Source organism: Microbacterium arabinogalactanolyticum, from assembly GCF_030268005.1.
GTDB classification, from domain to species: domain Bacteria; phylum Actinomycetota; class Actinomycetes; order Actinomycetales; family Microbacteriaceae; genus Microbacterium; species Microbacterium arabinogalactanolyticum.
The window spans coordinates 604,694-622,531 of the sequence record NZ_BRZC01000007.1 but is presented as its reverse complement, the minus strand read 5'-3'; the positions used below and the strand labels follow the sequence as shown (position 1 = coordinate 622,531).

Sequence of the window (17,838 nt, the reverse complement as noted above, 5' to 3'; positions counted from 1 at the left end):
GCTGACGCGACGCGCGAGGACGCCGCTCAGTCGCGCGAACTCGCGTTCACGCTGCCGGAGCGCTCCTGCCCGCTCAGCCGCGCGATGGCGGCCATCATGCGCTCGGTGATCTCGCGACGAGCCCTGCCATCGGGCATCCCCGCGAGATCGGTGAGGTCGAGCGGCTCGCCGAAGCGCACTTCGAGGCGCGGCCTGCCCGGCAGCAGATGGCTCAGCGGTCTGACGGAGCCGGTCCCGATCAGCCCGATGGGCACGACAGCGGCTCCCGTGTCGCGCGCCATCCACGCGGCACCGCCGTGGCCCTCGTGCAGCTTCCCGTCGCGTGACCGCGTCCCCTCCGGGAACACGGCGAACACGCTCCCGGCCCGCAGGATGCTGCTCCCCGCGTCGAGCGCGGCACGCGCGTCCCGGCCGGTCGCGCGATGCACCGGGACGCCCCCGATCGAACCGAAGAACCAGCGCTTGAAGCGTCCGAGAACCCCGGAACCCGCGAAGTACGACGCCTTGATCAGGAACTGCACGGGGCGGACGGCGGAGGTCGGAATGATGACGGTGTCCAGCGACGAGAGGTGGTTGCTCACCAGCAGCACGGGACCGTGCTCGGGCACGTTCGTCCGACCGACGATGCGCGGACGGTACATCACCCAGAACAGCGGCCTGAGGATCGCCCGTCCGAAGAAGTAGACGGCACCGGCGCGCGGCGCGGGATTCGGGCTCGGCGGAGCGGCTGCTGTCACCTCGCCACCCTATCCGTCCGCGGGTGCTGAATGCAGCGAGGGGGAGCCGGCGCCCAGCGCCGGCTCCCCTTGGATCGCGGCCGCTAATACGCGGCGCACTCACCCAGCAGGTGGCCGGCGGTGTTGCCGACCGGCATCGCGTCGCCGATCTGCGCGGCAGGCGTGTTGCCCGTGCAGTTCAGCACCCCGGCGACGTGGTTCGCGACCACCTCGGTGGAGTCCAGGCCCTGATGGATCGTCATCCCCATGAACTCGATGACGTTCTCCGGGTTGGCGTACATGTTCGCGATCAGCACGTTGTGGCCGACCGTGTTCCGCAGGAATCCGAACCAGCATCCCGACCAGCCGTTGAAGGTGACGTTCCCCTCGATCGTGCTGTCCTTGATCATGGTGTTGTGGCCCTGGCCCTCGAGCGCCTTCGGGTTCATGCAGGTCGGGCCGAAGCCGCCTCCGATGAACGACACGTTCCCGTCGATGTGGCTGAAGAACACGTAGAGTGCCTTCGCGTTCGCCGCACTGATGCTCCCGTGCACCGTGGTGCCGCTGGCGCTCACGATCGAGTCCGCGGCCAGGCGGACGCTCCCGCCCACCTCGGCGCCCGTGAGCACGGCCTTCGCCCTGCTCATGACGGTCACACTGCCGCTGATCTGCGCCGAGCCGTCGATGATGCACATCCCCGACACGGTCACGTCCGTGTAGCTGCCGGCTGCCAGCATCCCCTCGGAACAGGTGACGCTCCCGGGCGCCGCCGCGCCGGCAGCGGGCGCACCGGCGAACGCCAGAGCCCCTGCGACGAGAAGCGCTCCGACCAGCCGCATCCGATTGTTCTTCTTCATGGGTCATCCCTTTCGTGATGACGGCTGGGATGGGGCGGTGTGCGGATGCGCATCGTCGATCGACAACGGGACAGCGGACGCCGTCCCCAGCTCTCGGCATCCGCGTCGTGCATCCTCTCCCCAGCGGGTGCGCGATGCGCTGAAACTACACCCGCCCGCATCCGCGGAACAGGGCGGCCGCCGAACTTCCGTGATCTCACGGATGGTCCCTGCACGCGCGCGGGACGACCCTGGCAGTGTGCACATCGACATCTGGCTGGATGGCACCGACCCTCCCGAGGGGCGGGTCGGCGACTCTGCGCGCGAACTGCGATTCAGCGGGTGGATCGACCTGATGGCGTCATTGACCCGCCTGGTCGAGCCGATGCGCGAAGCGGATGGCGAGCTCGGTCCGCGAGCGCAGGCCGAGTTTGGCGAGGATGTTTGACACATGCGTCTCGACCGTGCGCCGCGAGATGAACAGGCTCTGCGCGATCTCGAGATTCGTCTCGCCCGTGGCCACGTGACCGGCGATACGCTCCTCGGTGCGCGTCAGCGACTCCCACCCGGACGCCGGTCGCGACCGCGCCGGCAGCGTCACCGGCACCCCTGCCTGGCGGAAGGATGCCCGGGCGCGCGCCGCCTCGTGATCGGCGCCGACCTCGGTGTACGCGCGCAGCGCCGTCTCCGCGAGCGACCTGTCACGCGCGACGCGGGCGATCCCGTCGGTGGCGATCAGGTGCATCGGGTCGGTGTCGTCGCTGTGGGCGAGCACCCGCCCCCACAGCTCCACGGCGATGCTCGGGGCCGATGCGGTGGTGCGCTCGGCGAGCCGCAGCATCCACGCCAGATCCGTGCGGGTCGTGGACGCACGCAACAAGTGCTCGGCCACGGTGGCCGCGGGCACGCCGGCGGCATCGAGTTTCAGGGCCACATCGCGGTGCAGCTCGGCGCGCACCGAATGCGGCAGGTCGTGCAGCAGGACCTCCTGGATGAGCTGATGCCGGAACCCGAGGGCATCCTCGTCGATCTCGGTGAGGAATCCCGCTGCGAGCGCTTCCCGCAGCAGCGGGAGCAGGTCGCTCATCGGCCGATCCGCCACCAGTCGCAGCTGCGCGGCGGGGAACCGCGCGCCGAGCAGCGCCGCGGTGGACAGCAGTTCGCGCGTGTCGATGCTGAGCCGGCTGAGATGGCGCATCATCACCGTGGCGAGCGAGGGGGAGGGGCCCATCGGGCTGCTGCGCAGCTCCGCTCGATCCGGACCCACGGCGACGGCGCCGTCGCGCAGCAGCGATCGCACCATCTCGGTGAGGAACAGCGGGTTGCCGCCCGCCGTCGCCGCATAGTGCGCGAGGGATTCGCCCACCGGGGCTCCCGCGAGATGCTCGGCGATCGCGATGCAGGCGCTCTCCGGCAGCGGGCCGAGCTCGAAGGAGTGGAGCAGACCGCGCTCGCCCAATTCGTCGAGCAGATGGTCCAGCGCGGGAGCGACTTCGTGGCGGGCCTGCGGCCGCAGCGAGGCCACGATCACCAGAGACAGCCGCGGCAACCTGCGCGAGAGGCGCGCGAGCAGGCGCAGCGAGGCGCTGTCCGCCCAGTGCAGATCCTCCAGGATCAGCACCAGCGGCTCCCGGGTGGCCGTGTCGATCACCGACAGCAGCCGTTCGCCAGCGATGCGCTCGTCGTGCTCCGTCGCGACGCGTCGATCCTCGTCCGTGAGCACGGGCCCGAGCGCGTCCAGCAGCAGGCCGTACGTGAGACGTCGATCCATGGCATCCGCCGCGCCGCGCAGCACGTGCCGTTCCGGCGGGGCCTGGGCTGCCGCGGCGTCGATGAGCGTGCTCTTGCCGATGCCGCCCTCGCCGCGCACCAGCAGGAAACGGCCGCTCGTGAGACCGGCGCGGCCGGTCCTGACCAGGTCGGCGAGCTCGGCATCGCGACCGAGGAAGAGGGGGTCGGGCGCGGTGTCACGCACGGCTGCGCGCATCGGTGGTACCGCCTCTCTGCCCCAGACAGCCCCCCGGATATCTGGATTCTAGCGAGGGAGGTTACCCGTGTGGACTGAATCTTCCGACGGTCGGGATCCGGTCGCTGTTCTCCGCCCGATCCGGCCGAACTGCATCGCTGGCCCGCGCCGGCCCGCGGCTTGACGCCGCCCCGAACGGGGCGTGTGATGGTCCTGCACGATTCGAAGGGGTCACCATGTCCGCAGATCTCGCCTCCGCCCTGCTCGCCCTGCATCACGGGCCCGGCTTCGTGATCCCGAACGCCTGGGACGCGGGGTCAGCACGCATCCTCGCTCAGGCCGGCTTCCCGGCGATCGCGACCACCAGCGCCGGGATCGCCTGGTCGTACGGGCTGCCCGACGGCGGTGGGACCGGAGCCGAGCGGATGCTGCAGCGCATCGCCGAGATCGTCGATGCCGTCGACGTGCCTGTCACCGCCGACCTCGAGGACGGCTACGGTTCGACCCCGGCGGAAGTGGCGGTCACGATCGGTCGTGCGCTCGAGGCGGGAGTCGTCGGCGCCAACCTGGAGGATGCCGCGGACGGCCGCCTGTTCGACGCGGACCTGGCGGCCGAGAAGATCGCGGCGGCGCGAGAAGCGGCCCCTCGCGGCACGTTCGTGATCAACGCCCGCACCGACGCCTACTTCGCGCCGAACTCGCACGTCGAGGATCCGTTCGCGGAGACCGTGGCTCGCGCACAGCGCTATGTCGACGCCGGTGCCGACTGCGTCTTCGTCCCCGGCGTCGACGACGCCGACAGCATCCGCCGACTGGCATCCGAGATCCCTGCACCGCTGAACATCGTGGCCGGGCTCGCGCCCACGCTCATCGACGCGCCGACCCTGTTCTCACTGGGAGTCAAGCGGGTGAGCATCGGTGGCGGGCTCGCCCGCGCCGCCCTCGCGTTCGTCGAGCGCGCCGGTCGTGAACTGCGCGAGACGGGCACCCTCGGGTTCCTCGACGGAGCTCTCCGCTATGCCGAGGTGCAGGAGCGATTCCGCTGAGCTCAGGCGGTGGATGCGCGCACGACCAGCCTCGGCGCGAGCTCGGTGCGGTGCTCCGGCACCCGCTCGCCGGCGATGGTCTGCAGCAGCATGTCGACCGCGGTCGCGCCCATCTGCTCGTAGGGCTGCCGCACGGTCGTGAGCTGGGGATCGACGAGCAGCGCCGCGCGCTCGTCGTCGAAGCCGGCGACGGCGACATCGCCGGGCACCGCCCGGCCGGAGGCCCGCAGGGACCGCAGCACAGGCGCGGCCATCAGGTCGGCGGCGCAGAAGATCGCGTCGATCGCCGGTCCGTCACTGAGGAGCGCGTCGATCTGCGGGAAGGTCGCGACCGTCTCGTCGAAGGGGTCGGCGACGTCGATGATCAGGCGCTCGTCGACGGCGATCCCGGCCGACTCCAGGGCGTCGCGGTAGCCGAGCGCGCGCTCCTCGAGGAAGAGGCCGTCGCCCCACTCCGGGCTCGCGCCGCCGAGGAAGCCGTGCGCGAGGGCGATGGAGCGACGCCCCTGGGCGATGAGGTGCTCGACCACCAGGCGTGCACCGTCGCGGTTGGCTGCCGAGATGGTCGGGAACCGGGTGGCACGGCTGGTGTCGTCGATCGCGACGGCGGGCAGGCCGATGCGATCGCACGCCGCACGTACGGCATCCTGATCCGGCACGCTCACCACGATCACGCCTTCCGTGGGGATGTTGGCGAGCCCGTCCACCGTGGCGGTGAGTCCGCCCTCGGCGTCGACGGGGTGCACGAGCAGCTGGTACCCGCGGGCGGTCGCGGTGGCGTGCGCGGCGCGCATCACCGGCTCCCACCATCCCCATCCCGCGTCGGGCACGATCGCGCTGATGGCATGGAAGCCGCCGATGCGCAGGGCCCGCGCCGCCACGGACGGGCGATAGCCGAGGCGGGTCGCGATCTCGCGCACGCGCTCCCGGGTGGACTCGCTCACATCGGGGTGATCTCCGAGCGCGCGTGAGACCGTGGCGATGCCGACTCCGGCGGCCTGGGAGACATCGGCCAGGGTGACCCGTCGCGACATGTCGGCTCCTTCGGCTCTTGACACGGAATCGTCCTCCGACATATCTTATGGTGACGATTCCGGAAACGTTACCGGTAACGTCATCAATACCCGATCATCGCTCAACGACGAGGACCCCATGTCATCTCCCCAGACCGCCGCCGGCACGGCACCCGCTCCCAAGCCGGTCGGCGCTCCCTTCATCGGGCTGTACGCCCTGGCCATGTTCGGCATCTGGATGTCGATCATGCTGCCCGCCTCGGTGACTCTCGCCCTGCGCATCTCGCAGATCGACCCCGAGGGCAAGAACGTCAGCTACTCGATCGCCGCCGGCGTCGGCACGCTCGTGGCGCTCATCGCCAACCCGCTGTTCGGACGACTGAGCGATCGCACCCGCAGCCGCTTCGGGCGTCGCCGCCCGTGGATCGTGGTCGGGCTCGCCGGCACCATCGTCGGCGCGATCATCATCGGCCTGAGCGGCTCGTTCCCGATGCTGCTGCTGGGCTGGATCATCATGCAGGCGTTCGTGAACGCGGCGATCGCCGCGACGCTCGCGATCGTCCCCGACCGTGTGCCGGTGAAGCAGCAGGGCCTGGTCGGCGCGCTCTCCGGCACCGCCTCCTCGGCCGCGGTCCTGGTCGGCGTCTTCTTCGTGCAGTGGTTCCCCACCAACGTGCTCGCCCAGTTCGGGCTCCCCGTGCTCGTCGCCGTGCTGTTCGCCGGACTGCTGGTGGCCATGTTCCGCGACGACGAACCCGCACCGGCGGACATCGAGCCCTTCGACTTCAAGGAGTTCTTCGGCAGCTTCTACATCAACCCCCGCACCTCGCCCGACTTCGCGAAGTTCCTCGTCGCGCTGTTCCTGGTGGCCTGCGGAATGGGCGTGATCTCCACCTACACGGTGTACCTGCTGCAGGACCGCGTCTCCCCGCCCGAGGCCGAGCTGCCCGGCCTGATCACGCTCGCCTATGTCATCCCCGGTGTCGTCGCGGTGCTCAGCGCCCCGGTCGCGGGCTGGCTCAACGACCGCACCGGCCGCCGCAAGGCCGTGCTCGGCGCCGCCGCCGTGTTCATCGCCGCCGGCATCCTGGTGCTCGCGTTCGCCACCACTGTTCCGATGTTCATGATCGGACTCGTCCTCGTCGCCGGACTCGGGACGGGCATCGCCTACGGCAGCTACATCGGGTTCGCCGTGGCCACCATGAACGATCCCGCCACCGCGGCCCGCGACCTGGGCGTCGTGAACATCGCCCTCTCGCTGCCGTACTCCGTCATGCCGTTCATCGCGCCGCTGCTGCTGGGCATCGGCGGAGGCGGATCGAACTACCCCGCGCTGCTGATCGTCAGCGCCGTGCTCACGCTGCTCGCGTTCGTGCCGATGCTGATGGTGCGCTCCACGCGCTGACCCGCGCACGGCAACCGACCCGACGACGACCTGAAGGACTGACATGAACGACTACCGCGATTCCGCTCTGCCCATCGAGCGCCGCGTCGACGACCTCCTCGGACGGATGACCGTGGCCGAGAAGGCGGCGATGATGTTCCACCCCTCGACCGCGCCGGCCGGTGACGGCCTGAGCCAGGCGGATGCGGTCGCCGCGGCGGAGCGATACGCGGGAGAGGTCGGCATCAGCCACTTCAACGTCCTCGGCGGCGAGGACAGCGTGGCCGTGGCCGAGTGGCACAACACCCTGCAGGAGATCGCGGAGGGAACCCGCCTCGGTATCCCGGTCACGCTGTCGACCGATCCCCGGCACGGCTTCCGCAGCAACCTGTTCACGGGACAGGCCATGGACAGCCTGTCGCGCTGGCCCGACTACCCGGGTGTCGCGGCGATCGGCGAGACGGACGCCGCGCGCGTCTTCGGCGACACCATGCGCCAGGAGCTGCTGGCCATGGGCGTGCGGGTGCTGCTCGGTCCGATGGCCGACATCTTCAGCGAGCCGCGGTGGTCGCGCGGTTCGGGCACCTTCGGCGAGGACCCCGAACGCGTCGCCGAGCTCACGGTCGCCTTCATCGAGGCGCTGCGGGGCGGTGGCGAGCTGGGGCCGCACTCGGTCGCGGCGGTCGTGAAGCACTTCCCCGGAGGCGGTCCCCAGCTGCGCGGAGACGACGCGCACGACCCGCGCTACCCCGAGCAGGTGTACCCGGGCGGACAGCAGGAGCTGCACCTGAAGCCGTTCGAGCGCGCGTTCGCCGCGGGCGCGAGCCAGGTGATGACCTACTACGGCAAGCCCGTCGGAACCGAATGGCCCGAGGTGGGCTTCGCGTTCAACGAGCCTGTCGTCCGCGACATCCTGCGCCGGCGCCTCGGGTTCGACGGCATCGTCGTGACCGACTGGAACCTGCTGGAGTCCGAGGACATGGCGGGCATGGAGTTCGGTCCGAACGGCTGGGGACTCGAGCATCTCACGCCGCTGGAACGCGCCGCGATCGCGCTCGACGTGGGGGTGGACCAGTTCGGCGGCGACCGCAATGCGGCTCTGATCGAGGAGCTCGTCGACTCCGGGCGCATCTCCGAGTCCCGCATCGACGAGTCGATCCGCCGGCTGCTGCGCGAGAAGTTCCGCCTGGGCGTGTTCGAGAACCGACGGGTCGACACCGCGGCCACCGCGGAGATCTGCGGTTCGCCGGCGTTCGCGGCGGCCGGAGTGGAGGCGCAGCGGAAGTCGCTGGTGCTGCTCGCCGATCGCGGCGACCGCATTGCCGACGGCGCGCGCGTGCTGCTCGACGGCGTCGACGCCCAGGCCGCGACCGATGCGGGACTCGTTCCCGTCGACGACCTCGCCGAAGCGGATGCCGTGGTCGTGCGCCTGGATGCTCCGTTCGAGCCCGGTAAGGGATCGCTCGGCGACTTCTTCCGCGGCGGCAGGCTGGAGTTCGATGCGGCCACGGTCGCCAAGATCGCCCGGTACTCGGCCTCGGCGCCGGTCTACCTCTCGGTGTACCTCGAGCGACCGGCCGTGCTCACGCCGATGACCGACAGCTCGACGATGCTCATCGGCGACTTCGGCGCCGCCGATGCCGTCGTGCTGGACGCCTTCCGTGGCATCGCGCCGCTCACCGGCATCCTGCCCTTCGACATCCCGTCGTCGATGGCCGCGGTGGAGGCGTCCCGAGAGGACGTGCCGTTCGACACGGCCGATCCGCTGTTCCGTCACGGATTCGGGCTGCGCACGGAGAGCCACCCGCGTCGCTGACGCTCCAGCGCCCGAGCCGCGGACGCGATCCGTGCGCGGCTCGGTGCGGTGCTGTGCCATCCTGATCGGATGACTCTCGCCCGCCTGCACGCCCGCGGCGATGCAGCTGCGCTCGCGTGGCTGGTGCTGCGGCCGCGCGATCGTGCGACGGAGCCCGCCGAGTGACGCTCGAGAAGGTTGAAGCCGAGGTCCGTCCCCGTCCCTGGCGTCCGTGGCGCAGCCCCTGGGCGTGGGGCGCGCTGCTGCTGCTCATCGCGCTGCCGTGGTACCTCTCGGGCGTCGGCCTCGACCTGCTGCCGTACCTGCTCACGCTCGTCGGCGGCTGGACCTTCGGCTTCTCCTTCGTGAACCTCACCCTGCGGATGCCGCAGCGGCGCGGGGTCGTGCTGCACGTGGTGGTCGCGCTCCTGGCCGCCGCCGTCGTGGCCACGGTGATCTTCGGTGACGTGATCCCGCCGACGGGCCTCCCGGACTGGTTCCGGGCGCTGCTCGTGCTGCTGCAGATGGCGGCGATCCCGGCGGTCGGCTGGACCTGGCTCGCCCTGATCGGCCGGGTGACGAGCGCCGTGCAGCGACCGCGGGTGGAGAAGGTCGTGCCGGGTTTCGGGCGCGAGAACGACGGCTCGATCGTGCGCTTCCCCGCCGTGCGCATGCCCATCCGAGACCTGCGGATCGCCGTGGTCGTCCTCGTCGTCGTACTCGGCGGAGGCGCCGTCGCGCTGCTGATCGCGTTCGACGCGTTCGTACTGGGGCCCAAGATGACGGTCATCCTGCTCGGCACGGTGATCGGGCTCCCCGCCTACTACGGACTGATGGCCTACTACCATCGGCGCACGATCGAGGCGTCGGTGTGGTTCGCGCCGGGCAGGATGCGGATCGTCGCGGACGCCGAGCGATTCGAGGTGGACTTCGCTGACATCCGGATGCTGCGCTGGCGCACCGACAGCGAGGAGGCGCGCGTGGAGGTGCGCACGGATGCCGTGGATGTCTCGCTCATCGCCGGTCTCGCCCGCGTGCCGAAGGGCGCCGCGGCGGCGCTGCCCGGGTTGCCGCGGCATGTGCGGCGCTCGCTGGAACTGGCCGGGCTGTCGCCCGGGACCGGGCGTGCGAAGGGGATGACGACCTGGACGCGTCCGGATTCGAGCGCTCCGCCACCTCCCGCGTAGGCTCGACACTCATGGCGACAGGCTCCACGATCCACACGTTCGACGTCCAGCTGGCGGATGTGGACCGCGGCGTCTACGACGACTTCACGCTGCGCATGGCGCGGCATCCCTCCGAGACCGACGCCTACATGCTCACCCGCCTGCTGGCGTACTGCCTGGAGTACGAGGAGGGCATCGCGTTCACCGAGGGTGTCGCGGCGACCGACGAGCCCGCCGTCCTCGTGCGCGATCTCACCGGACGGGTGACCGCGTGGATCGAGGCGGGCGCGCCCGACGCCACCCGCCTGCATTTCGGCAGCAAACTGGCCGATCGCACCACGGTGTACACCTACCGCGACCCCGCCAAGGTCATCGCGAACTGGGCGGGGAAGACCATCCACGAGGCGGATGCCATCGTGCTGCACAGCTTCGATCCGGGCTTCCTCGACGATGCCGCGGCGGCGCTGGCGCGCCGCAACACGATGACCGTGTCGGTCACCGAGCGGCAGCTGTACCTGGAGCTCAACGGCACGCACCTCAGCACGACCGTGCACGACCACGGCATCCGCTGACTCAGGGCCGACGCGGGCACGGGTTCCGCCGGCCATCCGGCCGGAGCAGACTGGTGGCATGCCCACCGTCACCGCCGTCCACGGCGACATCACGACCCAGCAGGTCGATGCGATCGTCAACGCCGCGAACAACGCGATGCGCGGCGGCGGGGGAGTCGACGGCGCGATCCACCGCGCCGGGGGACCGGCGATCCTGCAGCACTGCATCGCCCGATTCCCGCGGGGCCTCGCGACCGGCGACGCCGGCTGGACGACCGGCGGCGACCTGCCCTCGCGCTGGGTGGTGCACACGGTCGGCCCGAACTGGAATGCCGGGCAGCGCGATCGCGAGCTGCTGGCCTCCTGCTATCGCCGCTCCCTGCAGGTCGCCGACGAGCTGGGAGCGCGCAGCATCGCGTTCCCGCTGATCAGTGCCGGCGTGTACGGCTGGCCGCGGGAGGACGCGATCCAGGTCGCGGTGGACACGATCCTCGCGGCCGAGGTGCAGCTGGAGGATGCCCGGATCGTGGCGTTCGACGGTTCGGCCTTCCAAGCGGTGCAGGCCACGATCCGCGCGGTGGACTGAGCCGATCAGGACGCGGCGGGCTCCTCGACCGGGTTGCGGCGGATGCCGATCCACGACACCACGCCGCCCAGCGCGAACAGGCCCGCCGTGACCAGTGCGGCGCTGTGGAATCCGTTCAGATCGAGCGCTCCGCCGACGATCGTGGACAGCAGCGCCACCACCAGCAGTCCGGCGACGCGGGAGACGGCGTTGTTGACGGCCGAGGCGATGCCGCTGCGGTTCTCGTCGATCGCCCCGAGGATCGCCGAGGTGAGGGGTGCCACGGTCAGCGAGAGCCCCACGCCCAGCACGATCATCGCCGGCAGCACCTGCCACCAGTAGTCGAACTCGACGCCGACGGTCAGCAGCAGCGCGGCGCCGACCGCCATCAGCAGGGGGCCGACGGTCATGAACAGGCGCGGCCCGAGCTTGCCGGCCCAGGCACCCGCGCGGGAGCTGAGCAGGATCATCAGGATCGTGATGGGGAGGCTCGCGAGTCCCGCCGCCGTCGCGCTCAGCCCGGGGCCCTGCTGCAGGTAGACGCCGATCACGAAGCCGTTCAGCGAGAGCGCGGCGTAGATGAACAGCGTGGCCAGGTTGCCCCAGGCGAAGTTGCGCACGGTGAACAGTGAGAGGGGCATGAGTGCAGCATCCGATCCCCGCTGTCGCAGAAGGAAGAGGATCAGCAGCAGGATGCCGAGCGCGCCGGGGATCCAGATCGCAGCGGCCGCCCAGCCCATCCGCTCCTGCTCGATCAGCGCGAACACGAGCCCGCCCAGACCGATCGCGCAGAGCACGCCGCTCCACCAGTCCACCCTCGTGGTGCGCTGGTGCGCGGGCAGGTGAAGCCTGCCGAGCAGGATCAGGTTCACGGCGATCGGCAGCACATTGATCAGGAACACGAACCGCCACGAGAGCAGATCCACGAACATGCCGCCCATCACGGGGCCGACCAGTTGTGCACCGGTCGTGAACGCCGTCCACACGCCGATCGCGCGGGACTGCACCTCGCCGCGCATCGTGGCGGTGATGAGCGCGAGCGAGCTCGGCACCAGCAGGGCACCCGCCGCGCCCTGCGCGGCGCGCGCGATGATGAGGATCAGCGGGTCCGGTGCGGCGGCGACGGCGACGGATGCCACGCCGAACGCGATCAGGCCGATCCGCATCACGAGCACGCGGCCGTAGGCATCCGAGACCGAGCCCGCCAGCAGGATCAGCGAGCTGAGCGTGATCAGGTACGCGTCCACGACCCACTGCTGCGTGGCGATGCCGCCGCCGAGCTCCCGGCTGATGGCCGGCAGCGCCACGTTGACCACGGTGCCGTCGAGGAAGGTCACGAATGAGGCGAGGATGGCGACCGAGACGACCAGTCGCTGCAACGGGGTGAACGTCGGCACGGACCGACCCTACATCCGGTGAGGGACGTCGGGGGCGGAAGAGCGGAATCGACCATCGACGGAGTGATCCGGCAGGCGCAATCTGACCATCAGGCGGGTCCACCTGCCCGCCCGAAGCCGGCGAGAGCCGATGACGAGGAGCGGTGCGCGATGGATTCGATGATGATGGACATGATGTCCAAGGACATGCAGATGCCGGGCATGGAGATGATGGACATGGCTGCCATGCAGGCCTGCATGGATGCGTGTTCGGCCTGTGAGCAGGCCTGTACGGTCTGTTCGATGCAGATGATGGACTGCGGTCCCGCCTGCATGAACTGCGCCGACATGTGCAACACGATGATGCGCGGCATGATGCGGATGCAGGGCATGACCCCGGCCGTGATGATGTCGATGCTCGACGCCTGCATCGCCATGTGCCAGTACTGCATGGACAAGTGCATGGAGCACGCCGACATGAGCGAGGTCTGCAAGATGTGCGCTCAGGCGTGCAAGGCCTGCATGGACGCGTGCGAGGCCATGCGCGAATCGATGATGAAGATGGCGTCCTGACGCCCGGCCGACAGACGACTCAGCGCGCGACGTTGTACTTCGTCGCGCCGATCGCCAGCACGGCGTAGTCGCGGTGCAGCGCCACGGGAGTGCCGGCAGATGCCTCGAGCGCGGCGCCCCCGGCGTTCCAGACGGTGACGACGTCGCCGTCGAGCGTGCGCAGCACGATCTCGCCGGTCGTGGCATCCGCGGAGTCGACCAGAGCATCCACCCAGCCGAGCGGCGTCGCCGAGGCGAGGCGCGCCTGGATCAGGTGCAGGGCGTGCCCCGGGGCGAACGAGGAGCAGGCGTACCCGTGGTCGCACATGCACGCAGCACGCTCACGCACCTCGAGGGGCGAAAGGCGGGTCTGCGGGCTGGTCACGGTGATCTCCTCACGATCGGTTGATCCGAGGCTACGACCGCTCTCTCAGCGCGTCGATCACGCGCGAAACGTGAGGAAACACTTCTCCCAGGCGGCGCTCAGGGGATCGAGTACACGAGTCCGACGCATGGCCCGATGATGATCAGCCACACGGCCGCCGAGATGATGAGCACGCCGCCGGCGATGCGCCGCCGCTGGTGGTTCGCGCCGGCGGTCGCCATGACGATCACGGAGACGACGACGATCGCGATGAACGGCCAGAGAAGGGCGAAGAGGCCGAGCTGAGACATCACGCTCAGCGACCCGAGGGCGAGCAGGAGACCGAATGCGTGGAAGGCGAGCCCGATCAGCAGCCCGGTGCCGATGCCGCGCTGGCCGGGCTCGCGGCGAGGATGATCGCTGGGCAGAGTCACGCGCTGTCTCCGGTCAGTAGGTGTTCAGGCCGATGCAGGGACCGAGGATGACGATCACGAATCCGAACACGACGATGAGCCCGAACGCCGCGGCCACGCCGCAGCCGATGAGGACGCCCTTGGCTCCGCCGGACATCTTCTTCGGCTCCGGTGGCGCGTACCCGATCGGGTAGCCGCGTTCATCGACGAGCCCGAGCGGATTGACGCCGTATGCGGGGTCGTAGTAGCCGGGCTGCTGATTCGCTCCGGGATAGTAGCCGGGCTGCTGATTCGGTTCGTAGTAGCCGGGAGCCGCCTGGGCCGGATCGACGGGGAACGGCGACGGCTGCTGCGGGGGATAGCCGGGTGCGGGCACGTCGGGAGCGTTGGGATAGCCGGGCGCCGGTGCATCCGGCGGCGGAGGCGGCACCACCTGGGAGGGATCGTAGGCAGGCGGCGGAGGCGGCGCGGGGTCGGCGGCCGTGGGCTGCGCCGACGGCGTGCCCTCCGACGATGGCGGAACAGGCGGCGTCGCCGATCCTTCGTCCGCAGGCAGCGGCGCATTCTGCGCAGGGTCTTCAGGCTGGCTGTCCATCAGGCACCTTCCTCTCCACAGCGGGCTCGGCGCGGAAGCGCCCGCGCCTCAGCATCCAGATGATCCGCGCCAGCAGCAGCGGGATCGTGACCGCCAGGAACAGCTGCGGTCTCGTCAGCCCCATCCACGCGACATCGTTGCCGCGGACGAACTCGATGAGGAAGCGGAACACCGCGTACCCGGCGATGTAGATCGTGAGCGTCTCACCGGCGGCGATCGGACGATGCCGCAGCCAGAACCACAGCACCGCGAAGGCGACCGCGTGGAAGGCGATCTCGTACACGAAGCTCGGATGCAGCGGGACGCCGGCCGGCGAGCCGGTCCGGGCCGCGGCGTCCGCGTCCAGGACGATGCCCCAGGCTGCGCCCGTCGGCGTCCCGGGCTGCTCGGTGAGCAGGCATCCGATCCGCCCGATCGCCATCGCCAGCGCGACGGCCGGCGCGAAAAGATCACCGGTGCGAGCCGGGTACCGGCAGAGCTTCTTGGCGATGTGCACACCCAGCCATGCGCCGACGAGCGCCGACAGCACCGAGGCGTTGCCCCGCAGCAGCTGCTCACCGAGGTTGAGGTTCTTCGACGGGTCCAGATGCTGCGCCCAGGTGCCGAGCCGCGCCATGATCGCGGCTCCCGCCATCGCCCCCAGCACCAGGTAGACGATCCGCGGGTCGCGCACCGCGCGGCGGCGCTTCTCGACGAGGAACACCGCGATGGCGGCCAGCATCCCCAGCGCGACGAACACCGAATGCGTGTCCAGCCGCGGCAGCCAGGGGGCGATGTCGTGCAGGGTGGGGAACATATCAGCCGCCCAGCATCCGCATCCAGAGCATCACCCAGAACGGGATGCCGACCGCCGACGCCACCGCGAGCACCGACAGGTACGCCAGCACCAGGCGAGTGTCTCCCAGCTTGCAGCGCGACCGCAGCAGCCCGCCACGGCGGGCCTTCGCATAGCCGGCGATCGCGACCAGCGCGAACACGAGCACGGCCGCCGGCCCCAGGACGCACGAGATCGCCGCGATCGTGGTGAACACGCACAGCCGCAGCGGGTCGAACGGCGGCGCGGGATGACCGACTGCGGGGTCGAACTGGTTGAGCGGGTGCCCTTCGACAGGCTCGGGGGCCCAGGTCATGACGCCTGCACCACCGGAAGCCGGGTGCGCCCGCCCGTCTCGCGCACTTCGGTCGTCGACGACGCGGGACGCCCGAGCGCCGTGGAGATGCGCGTGCGGCTGAGCGGCGCCCACGCCTGCAGCGCGCAGAACGGGGCGCACTGGTGCGCGTTCGTCTGCTCGTTCACCGTGGCCACGTGCACGCAGCACTGCGTGAGGCGCTCCTCGATCATGGTGTTGATGTCCATGAACGGCTTGACCGTGACGCGCAGCACCCGCTCGGCGAGCATGGCCCGCATCCGCTTGTGCTGACCCGGCAGCTTCGACGCGGCAAGCGTCGCGAGTGTGCCCACGCCCAGGTCGCAGTTCACGCAGATGTCGCGCCAGATATCGCCCATCGAGGGGTGCGAGAGCGACGACTGCTCGCTGAGCAGATCCAGCAGCGAGTTCTTCACCACGTCGCGTATCGCCTTGTTCACGTTCGAGTCCGCGATGCGGTTGGCGATCAGGTCGGGGTTGAGGTCGAGGAACTCCTTGAGCCTCTCGTGCCCGATCAACCCCACGAGAGACTTCCAATCGCCGGAGTCGTCCTTCAGGAAGTAGCCGACCGAGCAGCAGTGCGGGTGGCTGCAGGGGAGCGCGGTCAGGTCGCGCCAGGTGATCTCGCCCTCGGTCTGCGGGCCGATCCGGGCGAGCACGCCGGTGTGGGTGAGTCGCTCGTTCGGGTCGATCCCCGAGTTCCGTCCCGATCCGAACACCGGCTGGATCGTCACCCCTCCGACGTACGGCGTCGCCTGCGCTCGCCGGATGACGTTGCCGATCTCGTGGTCGTTGACGCCCAGTGCCGCGGTCATGGTCAGGGTCGTGAAGATACCGGCATCCGACAGCCGTTCCAACGCCCGCTCCTTGAACCGGCGGATGTCCGCGCCGCGGTGGAAGGCGACGGAGGCCGCCTCCTCGCCGTCGTACTGCAGATACACCTCGACGCGCTCGCGGTGCTTCTTCAGGAACTGGACGAACTCGTCGTCGTTCGCGATCCGCAGCCCGTTCGAGTTCAGCAGGATGCGCACGATGGGCCGCGCGACCAGGTGCTCGATGAGCTGCTCCAGCCAGGGGTACAGCGTCGGCTCGCCGCCGGAGAGCATGAGCACGTCGATGCGGTCGTTCTCGCGGCTGAGCTTGGCGTCGACGGATGCCAGCACCTCGGCGAGCGGGGCGACGGCGGATGCCGCGGGGCTCGACTCCGCGAAGCAGGTGGGGCACTTCAGATTGCAGTGGTCGGTGATGTCCTCCAGCAGGATGCAGGTGTGCTGCGTCTGCATCTGCGGCAAGCCGTCCTCGTACGCCTGCGGCACGGGCTTGAAGTTGCCCATCGTGTCGGGCGTGTGCACCTTGGTCGGCGCCGTCCACTGCTCGAGGTACCGCAGGATGTCGGCGTTCTCGTCGTAGAGCGTGGAGACGAGCCCGTGCTCGGGACATCCGCGCTCCAGCCAGACCGTGCCGTCGCGGTCGGCGAGCCAGCCCGACAGGCGGCGCACCTCGCTGAGCGGCTGGTCCGGCTTGTCCTCATGGCAGCGAGGACAGAACGCATTCACGTACCGGTGGATGCGGTAGTCGCGCAGCGGCATACCTGCGCCCGGCTTCGTCGCCATGAAGAGCCCCCCTCTTTGCGTCCAGATTAGCGGGAGCGCAGGCGGCGTACACTGGGCGACGTGCTGTTCGCAGAGGGCGCCTTCGTGGCGCGAGAGGTGATCGTCGGCGCGTCACGCGCCGACGGCAGAGGCTGAGAGCGATCCGGCGGCGGAACTCCCGTCACCGGAGAAGCGTCATGCCCGGCATCCGGGCTCATCTTCTTCTCGGCGTACCCGGCTTCCGGGACCGCCCTCATCTCCGGCCGTACCCGCATCCGGGCGCGTCCCACCTCTCCCGCCGGCTTCGGCGGTCCTGACACAGAAAGCACTTCCTCATGCGTCCCATCGACGAGCGCGTCATCCGCGCCTCCTTCCGCAACGCCTCCCGCAAGGAGGTCTCCTCCCTGAACCTGCCACTCGACTTCGACGAGATCGACTTCGAGAGGATCGACTTCCTCGGCTGGTTCGACCCCAAGATGCCCCGGCGGGCATACGTCGTCGCCGAGGTCGACGACCACAACGTCGGCATCCTGCTGCAGCGCACCGAGCAGCGCACGGCCATGCGCGCGCAGTGCTCCTGGTGCGATGACGTCACGCTCCGCAACGACGTGCAGTTCTTCTCGGCCCGCAAGGCGGGTGCCGCCGGCCGCAACGGGGACACGATCGGGACGCTGATCTGCGCGAACTTCGGCTGCTCAGCGAACGTGCGCAAGCTGCCGCCGCTGGCCTACGAGGGCTACGACCGCGAGCTCGCGCGTGA

19 protein-coding genes are annotated in these 17,838 nt (G+C 70.0%); 8 read left to right on the top strand and 11 right to left on the bottom strand.

The features are described 5' to 3' along the window. Positions 1-26 precede the first annotated feature (26 nt). The 3 genes from MIAR_RS14605 to MIAR_RS14595 form a co-directional block, all read right to left on the bottom strand. The gene (locus tag MIAR_RS14605; protein ID WP_285637499.1) at positions 27-737 is read right to left on the bottom strand and encodes a lysophospholipid acyltransferase family protein; all 711 of its coding nucleotides are present in this window, start codon (positions 735-737) and stop codon (positions 27-29) included. 83 nt (positions 738-820) lie between these two features. After that, positions 821-1,573 carry a hypothetical protein gene (locus MIAR_RS14600; protein WP_285637498.1) on the bottom strand — a complete coding sequence of 251 codons (753 nt, stop codon included), beginning with the start codon at positions 1,571-1,573 and terminating at the stop codon, positions 821-823. A gap of 340 nt (positions 1,574-1,913) precedes the next feature. Next, positions 1,914-3,539, bottom strand: coding sequence for a helix-turn-helix transcriptional regulator (locus tag MIAR_RS14595; protein ID WP_285637496.1), 1,626 nt, complete (start codon positions 3,537-3,539; stop codon positions 1,914-1,916). A gap of 215 nt (positions 3,540-3,754) precedes the next feature. On the opposite strand from MIAR_RS14595, the gene MIAR_RS14590 reads away from it, so the two are divergent. Then, positions 3,755-4,564, top strand: a complete 810-nt coding sequence (locus tag MIAR_RS14590) for an isocitrate lyase/PEP mutase family protein (protein WP_285637494.1) — start codon at positions 3,755-3,757, stop codon at positions 4,562-4,564. Between the two features lie 2 nt (positions 4,565-4,566). Here MIAR_RS14590 and MIAR_RS14585 read toward each other — a convergent pair whose 3' ends face one another. Beyond that, positions 4,567-5,598 carry a LacI family DNA-binding transcriptional regulator gene (locus MIAR_RS14585; protein ID WP_285637492.1) on the bottom strand — a complete coding sequence of 344 codons (1,032 nt, stop codon included), beginning with the start codon at positions 5,596-5,598 and terminating at the stop codon, positions 4,567-4,569. A gap of 118 nt (positions 5,599-5,716) precedes the next feature. Here MIAR_RS14585 and MIAR_RS14580 point away from each other — a divergent pair, with 118 nt between their 5' ends. From MIAR_RS14580 to MIAR_RS14560, 5 genes are all read left to right on the top strand, one after another. Next, positions 5,717-6,982: an MFS transporter gene (locus tag MIAR_RS14580; RefSeq protein WP_285637490.1), complete on the top strand. Its 1,266-nt coding sequence runs from the start codon at positions 5,717-5,719 to the stop codon at positions 6,980-6,982. A gap of 43 nt (positions 6,983-7,025) precedes the next feature. Next, complete coding sequence (locus tag MIAR_RS14575; RefSeq protein WP_285637487.1) at positions 7,026-8,777, top strand: glycoside hydrolase family 3 protein; 1,752 nt, start codon at positions 7,026-7,028, stop codon at positions 8,775-8,777. Positions 8,778-8,938: 161 nt separating this feature from the next. Continuing rightward, complete coding sequence (locus MIAR_RS14570) at positions 8,939-9,943, top strand: hypothetical protein (RefSeq protein WP_285637485.1); 1,005 nt, start codon at positions 8,939-8,941, stop codon at positions 9,941-9,943. A gap of 11 nt (positions 9,944-9,954) precedes the next feature. After that, positions 9,955-10,494 (top strand): YaeQ family protein, encoded by a 540-nt coding sequence (locus MIAR_RS14565; RefSeq protein ID WP_285637483.1) that lies wholly within the window; start codon positions 9,955-9,957, stop codon positions 10,492-10,494. A gap of 58 nt (positions 10,495-10,552) precedes the next feature. Next, positions 10,553-11,059, top strand: a complete 507-nt coding sequence (locus MIAR_RS14560) for an O-acetyl-ADP-ribose deacetylase (protein WP_285637481.1) — start codon at positions 10,553-10,555, stop codon at positions 11,057-11,059. A 5-nt stretch (positions 11,060-11,064) separates the two neighbouring features. Here MIAR_RS14560 and MIAR_RS14555 read toward each other — a convergent pair whose 3' ends face one another. Continuing rightward, complete coding sequence (locus MIAR_RS14555) at positions 11,065-12,435, bottom strand: MFS transporter (protein WP_285637479.1); 1,371 nt, start codon at positions 12,433-12,435, stop codon at positions 11,065-11,067. Between the two features lie 63 nt (positions 12,436-12,498). Between MIAR_RS14555 and MIAR_RS14550 the strand changes: the two genes are divergently transcribed. Next, the gene (locus MIAR_RS14550; protein WP_285637477.1) at positions 12,499-12,987 is read left to right on the top strand and encodes a four-helix bundle copper-binding protein; all 489 of its coding nucleotides are present in this window, start codon (positions 12,499-12,501) and stop codon (positions 12,985-12,987) included. A gap of 19 nt (positions 12,988-13,006) precedes the next feature. On the opposite strand, the gene MIAR_RS14545 is transcribed toward MIAR_RS14550, so the two are convergent. The 6 genes from MIAR_RS14545 to MIAR_RS14520 all read right to left on the bottom strand — a co-directional run bounded on the left by MIAR_RS14545 (position 13,007) and on the right by MIAR_RS14520 (position 17,099). Then, the gene (locus MIAR_RS14545; RefSeq protein ID WP_285637475.1) at positions 13,007-13,351 is read right to left on the bottom strand and encodes a hypothetical protein; all 345 of its coding nucleotides are present in this window, start codon (positions 13,349-13,351) and stop codon (positions 13,007-13,009) included. Between the two features lie 98 nt (positions 13,352-13,449). Next, on the bottom strand, positions 13,450-13,764 hold the full coding sequence (locus MIAR_RS14540; RefSeq protein WP_285637473.1) for a hypothetical protein: 315 nt from the start codon (positions 13,762-13,764) through the stop codon (positions 13,450-13,452). Between the two features lie 13 nt (positions 13,765-13,777). Beyond that, positions 13,778-14,119 (bottom strand): hypothetical protein, encoded by a 342-nt coding sequence (locus tag MIAR_RS14535; RefSeq protein WP_285637472.1) that lies wholly within the window; start codon positions 14,117-14,119, stop codon positions 13,778-13,780. Positions 14,120-14,321: 202 nt separating this feature from the next. Further along, the gene (locus MIAR_RS14530; protein WP_285637470.1) at positions 14,322-15,134 is read right to left on the bottom strand and encodes a prolipoprotein diacylglyceryl transferase; all 813 of its coding nucleotides are present in this window, start codon (positions 15,132-15,134) and stop codon (positions 14,322-14,324) included. 1 nt (position 15,135) lies between these two features. Further along, on the bottom strand, positions 15,136-15,468 hold the full coding sequence (locus tag MIAR_RS14525; protein WP_285637468.1) for a hypothetical protein: 333 nt from the start codon (positions 15,466-15,468) through the stop codon (positions 15,136-15,138). Further along, positions 15,465-17,099: a radical SAM protein gene (locus MIAR_RS14520; RefSeq protein WP_285637466.1), complete on the bottom strand. Its 1,635-nt coding sequence runs from the start codon at positions 17,097-17,099 to the stop codon at positions 15,465-15,467. Before MIAR_RS14520 ends, MIAR_RS14525 begins: the two co-directional genes overlap by 4 nt. Positions 17,100-17,413: 314 nt before the next feature. On the opposite strand from MIAR_RS14520, the gene MIAR_RS14515 reads away from it, so the two are divergent. Further along, positions 17,414-17,838 (top strand): FBP domain-containing protein (locus MIAR_RS14515; protein ID WP_285637465.1); only part of this gene is annotated, 425 nt, incomplete at its 3' end.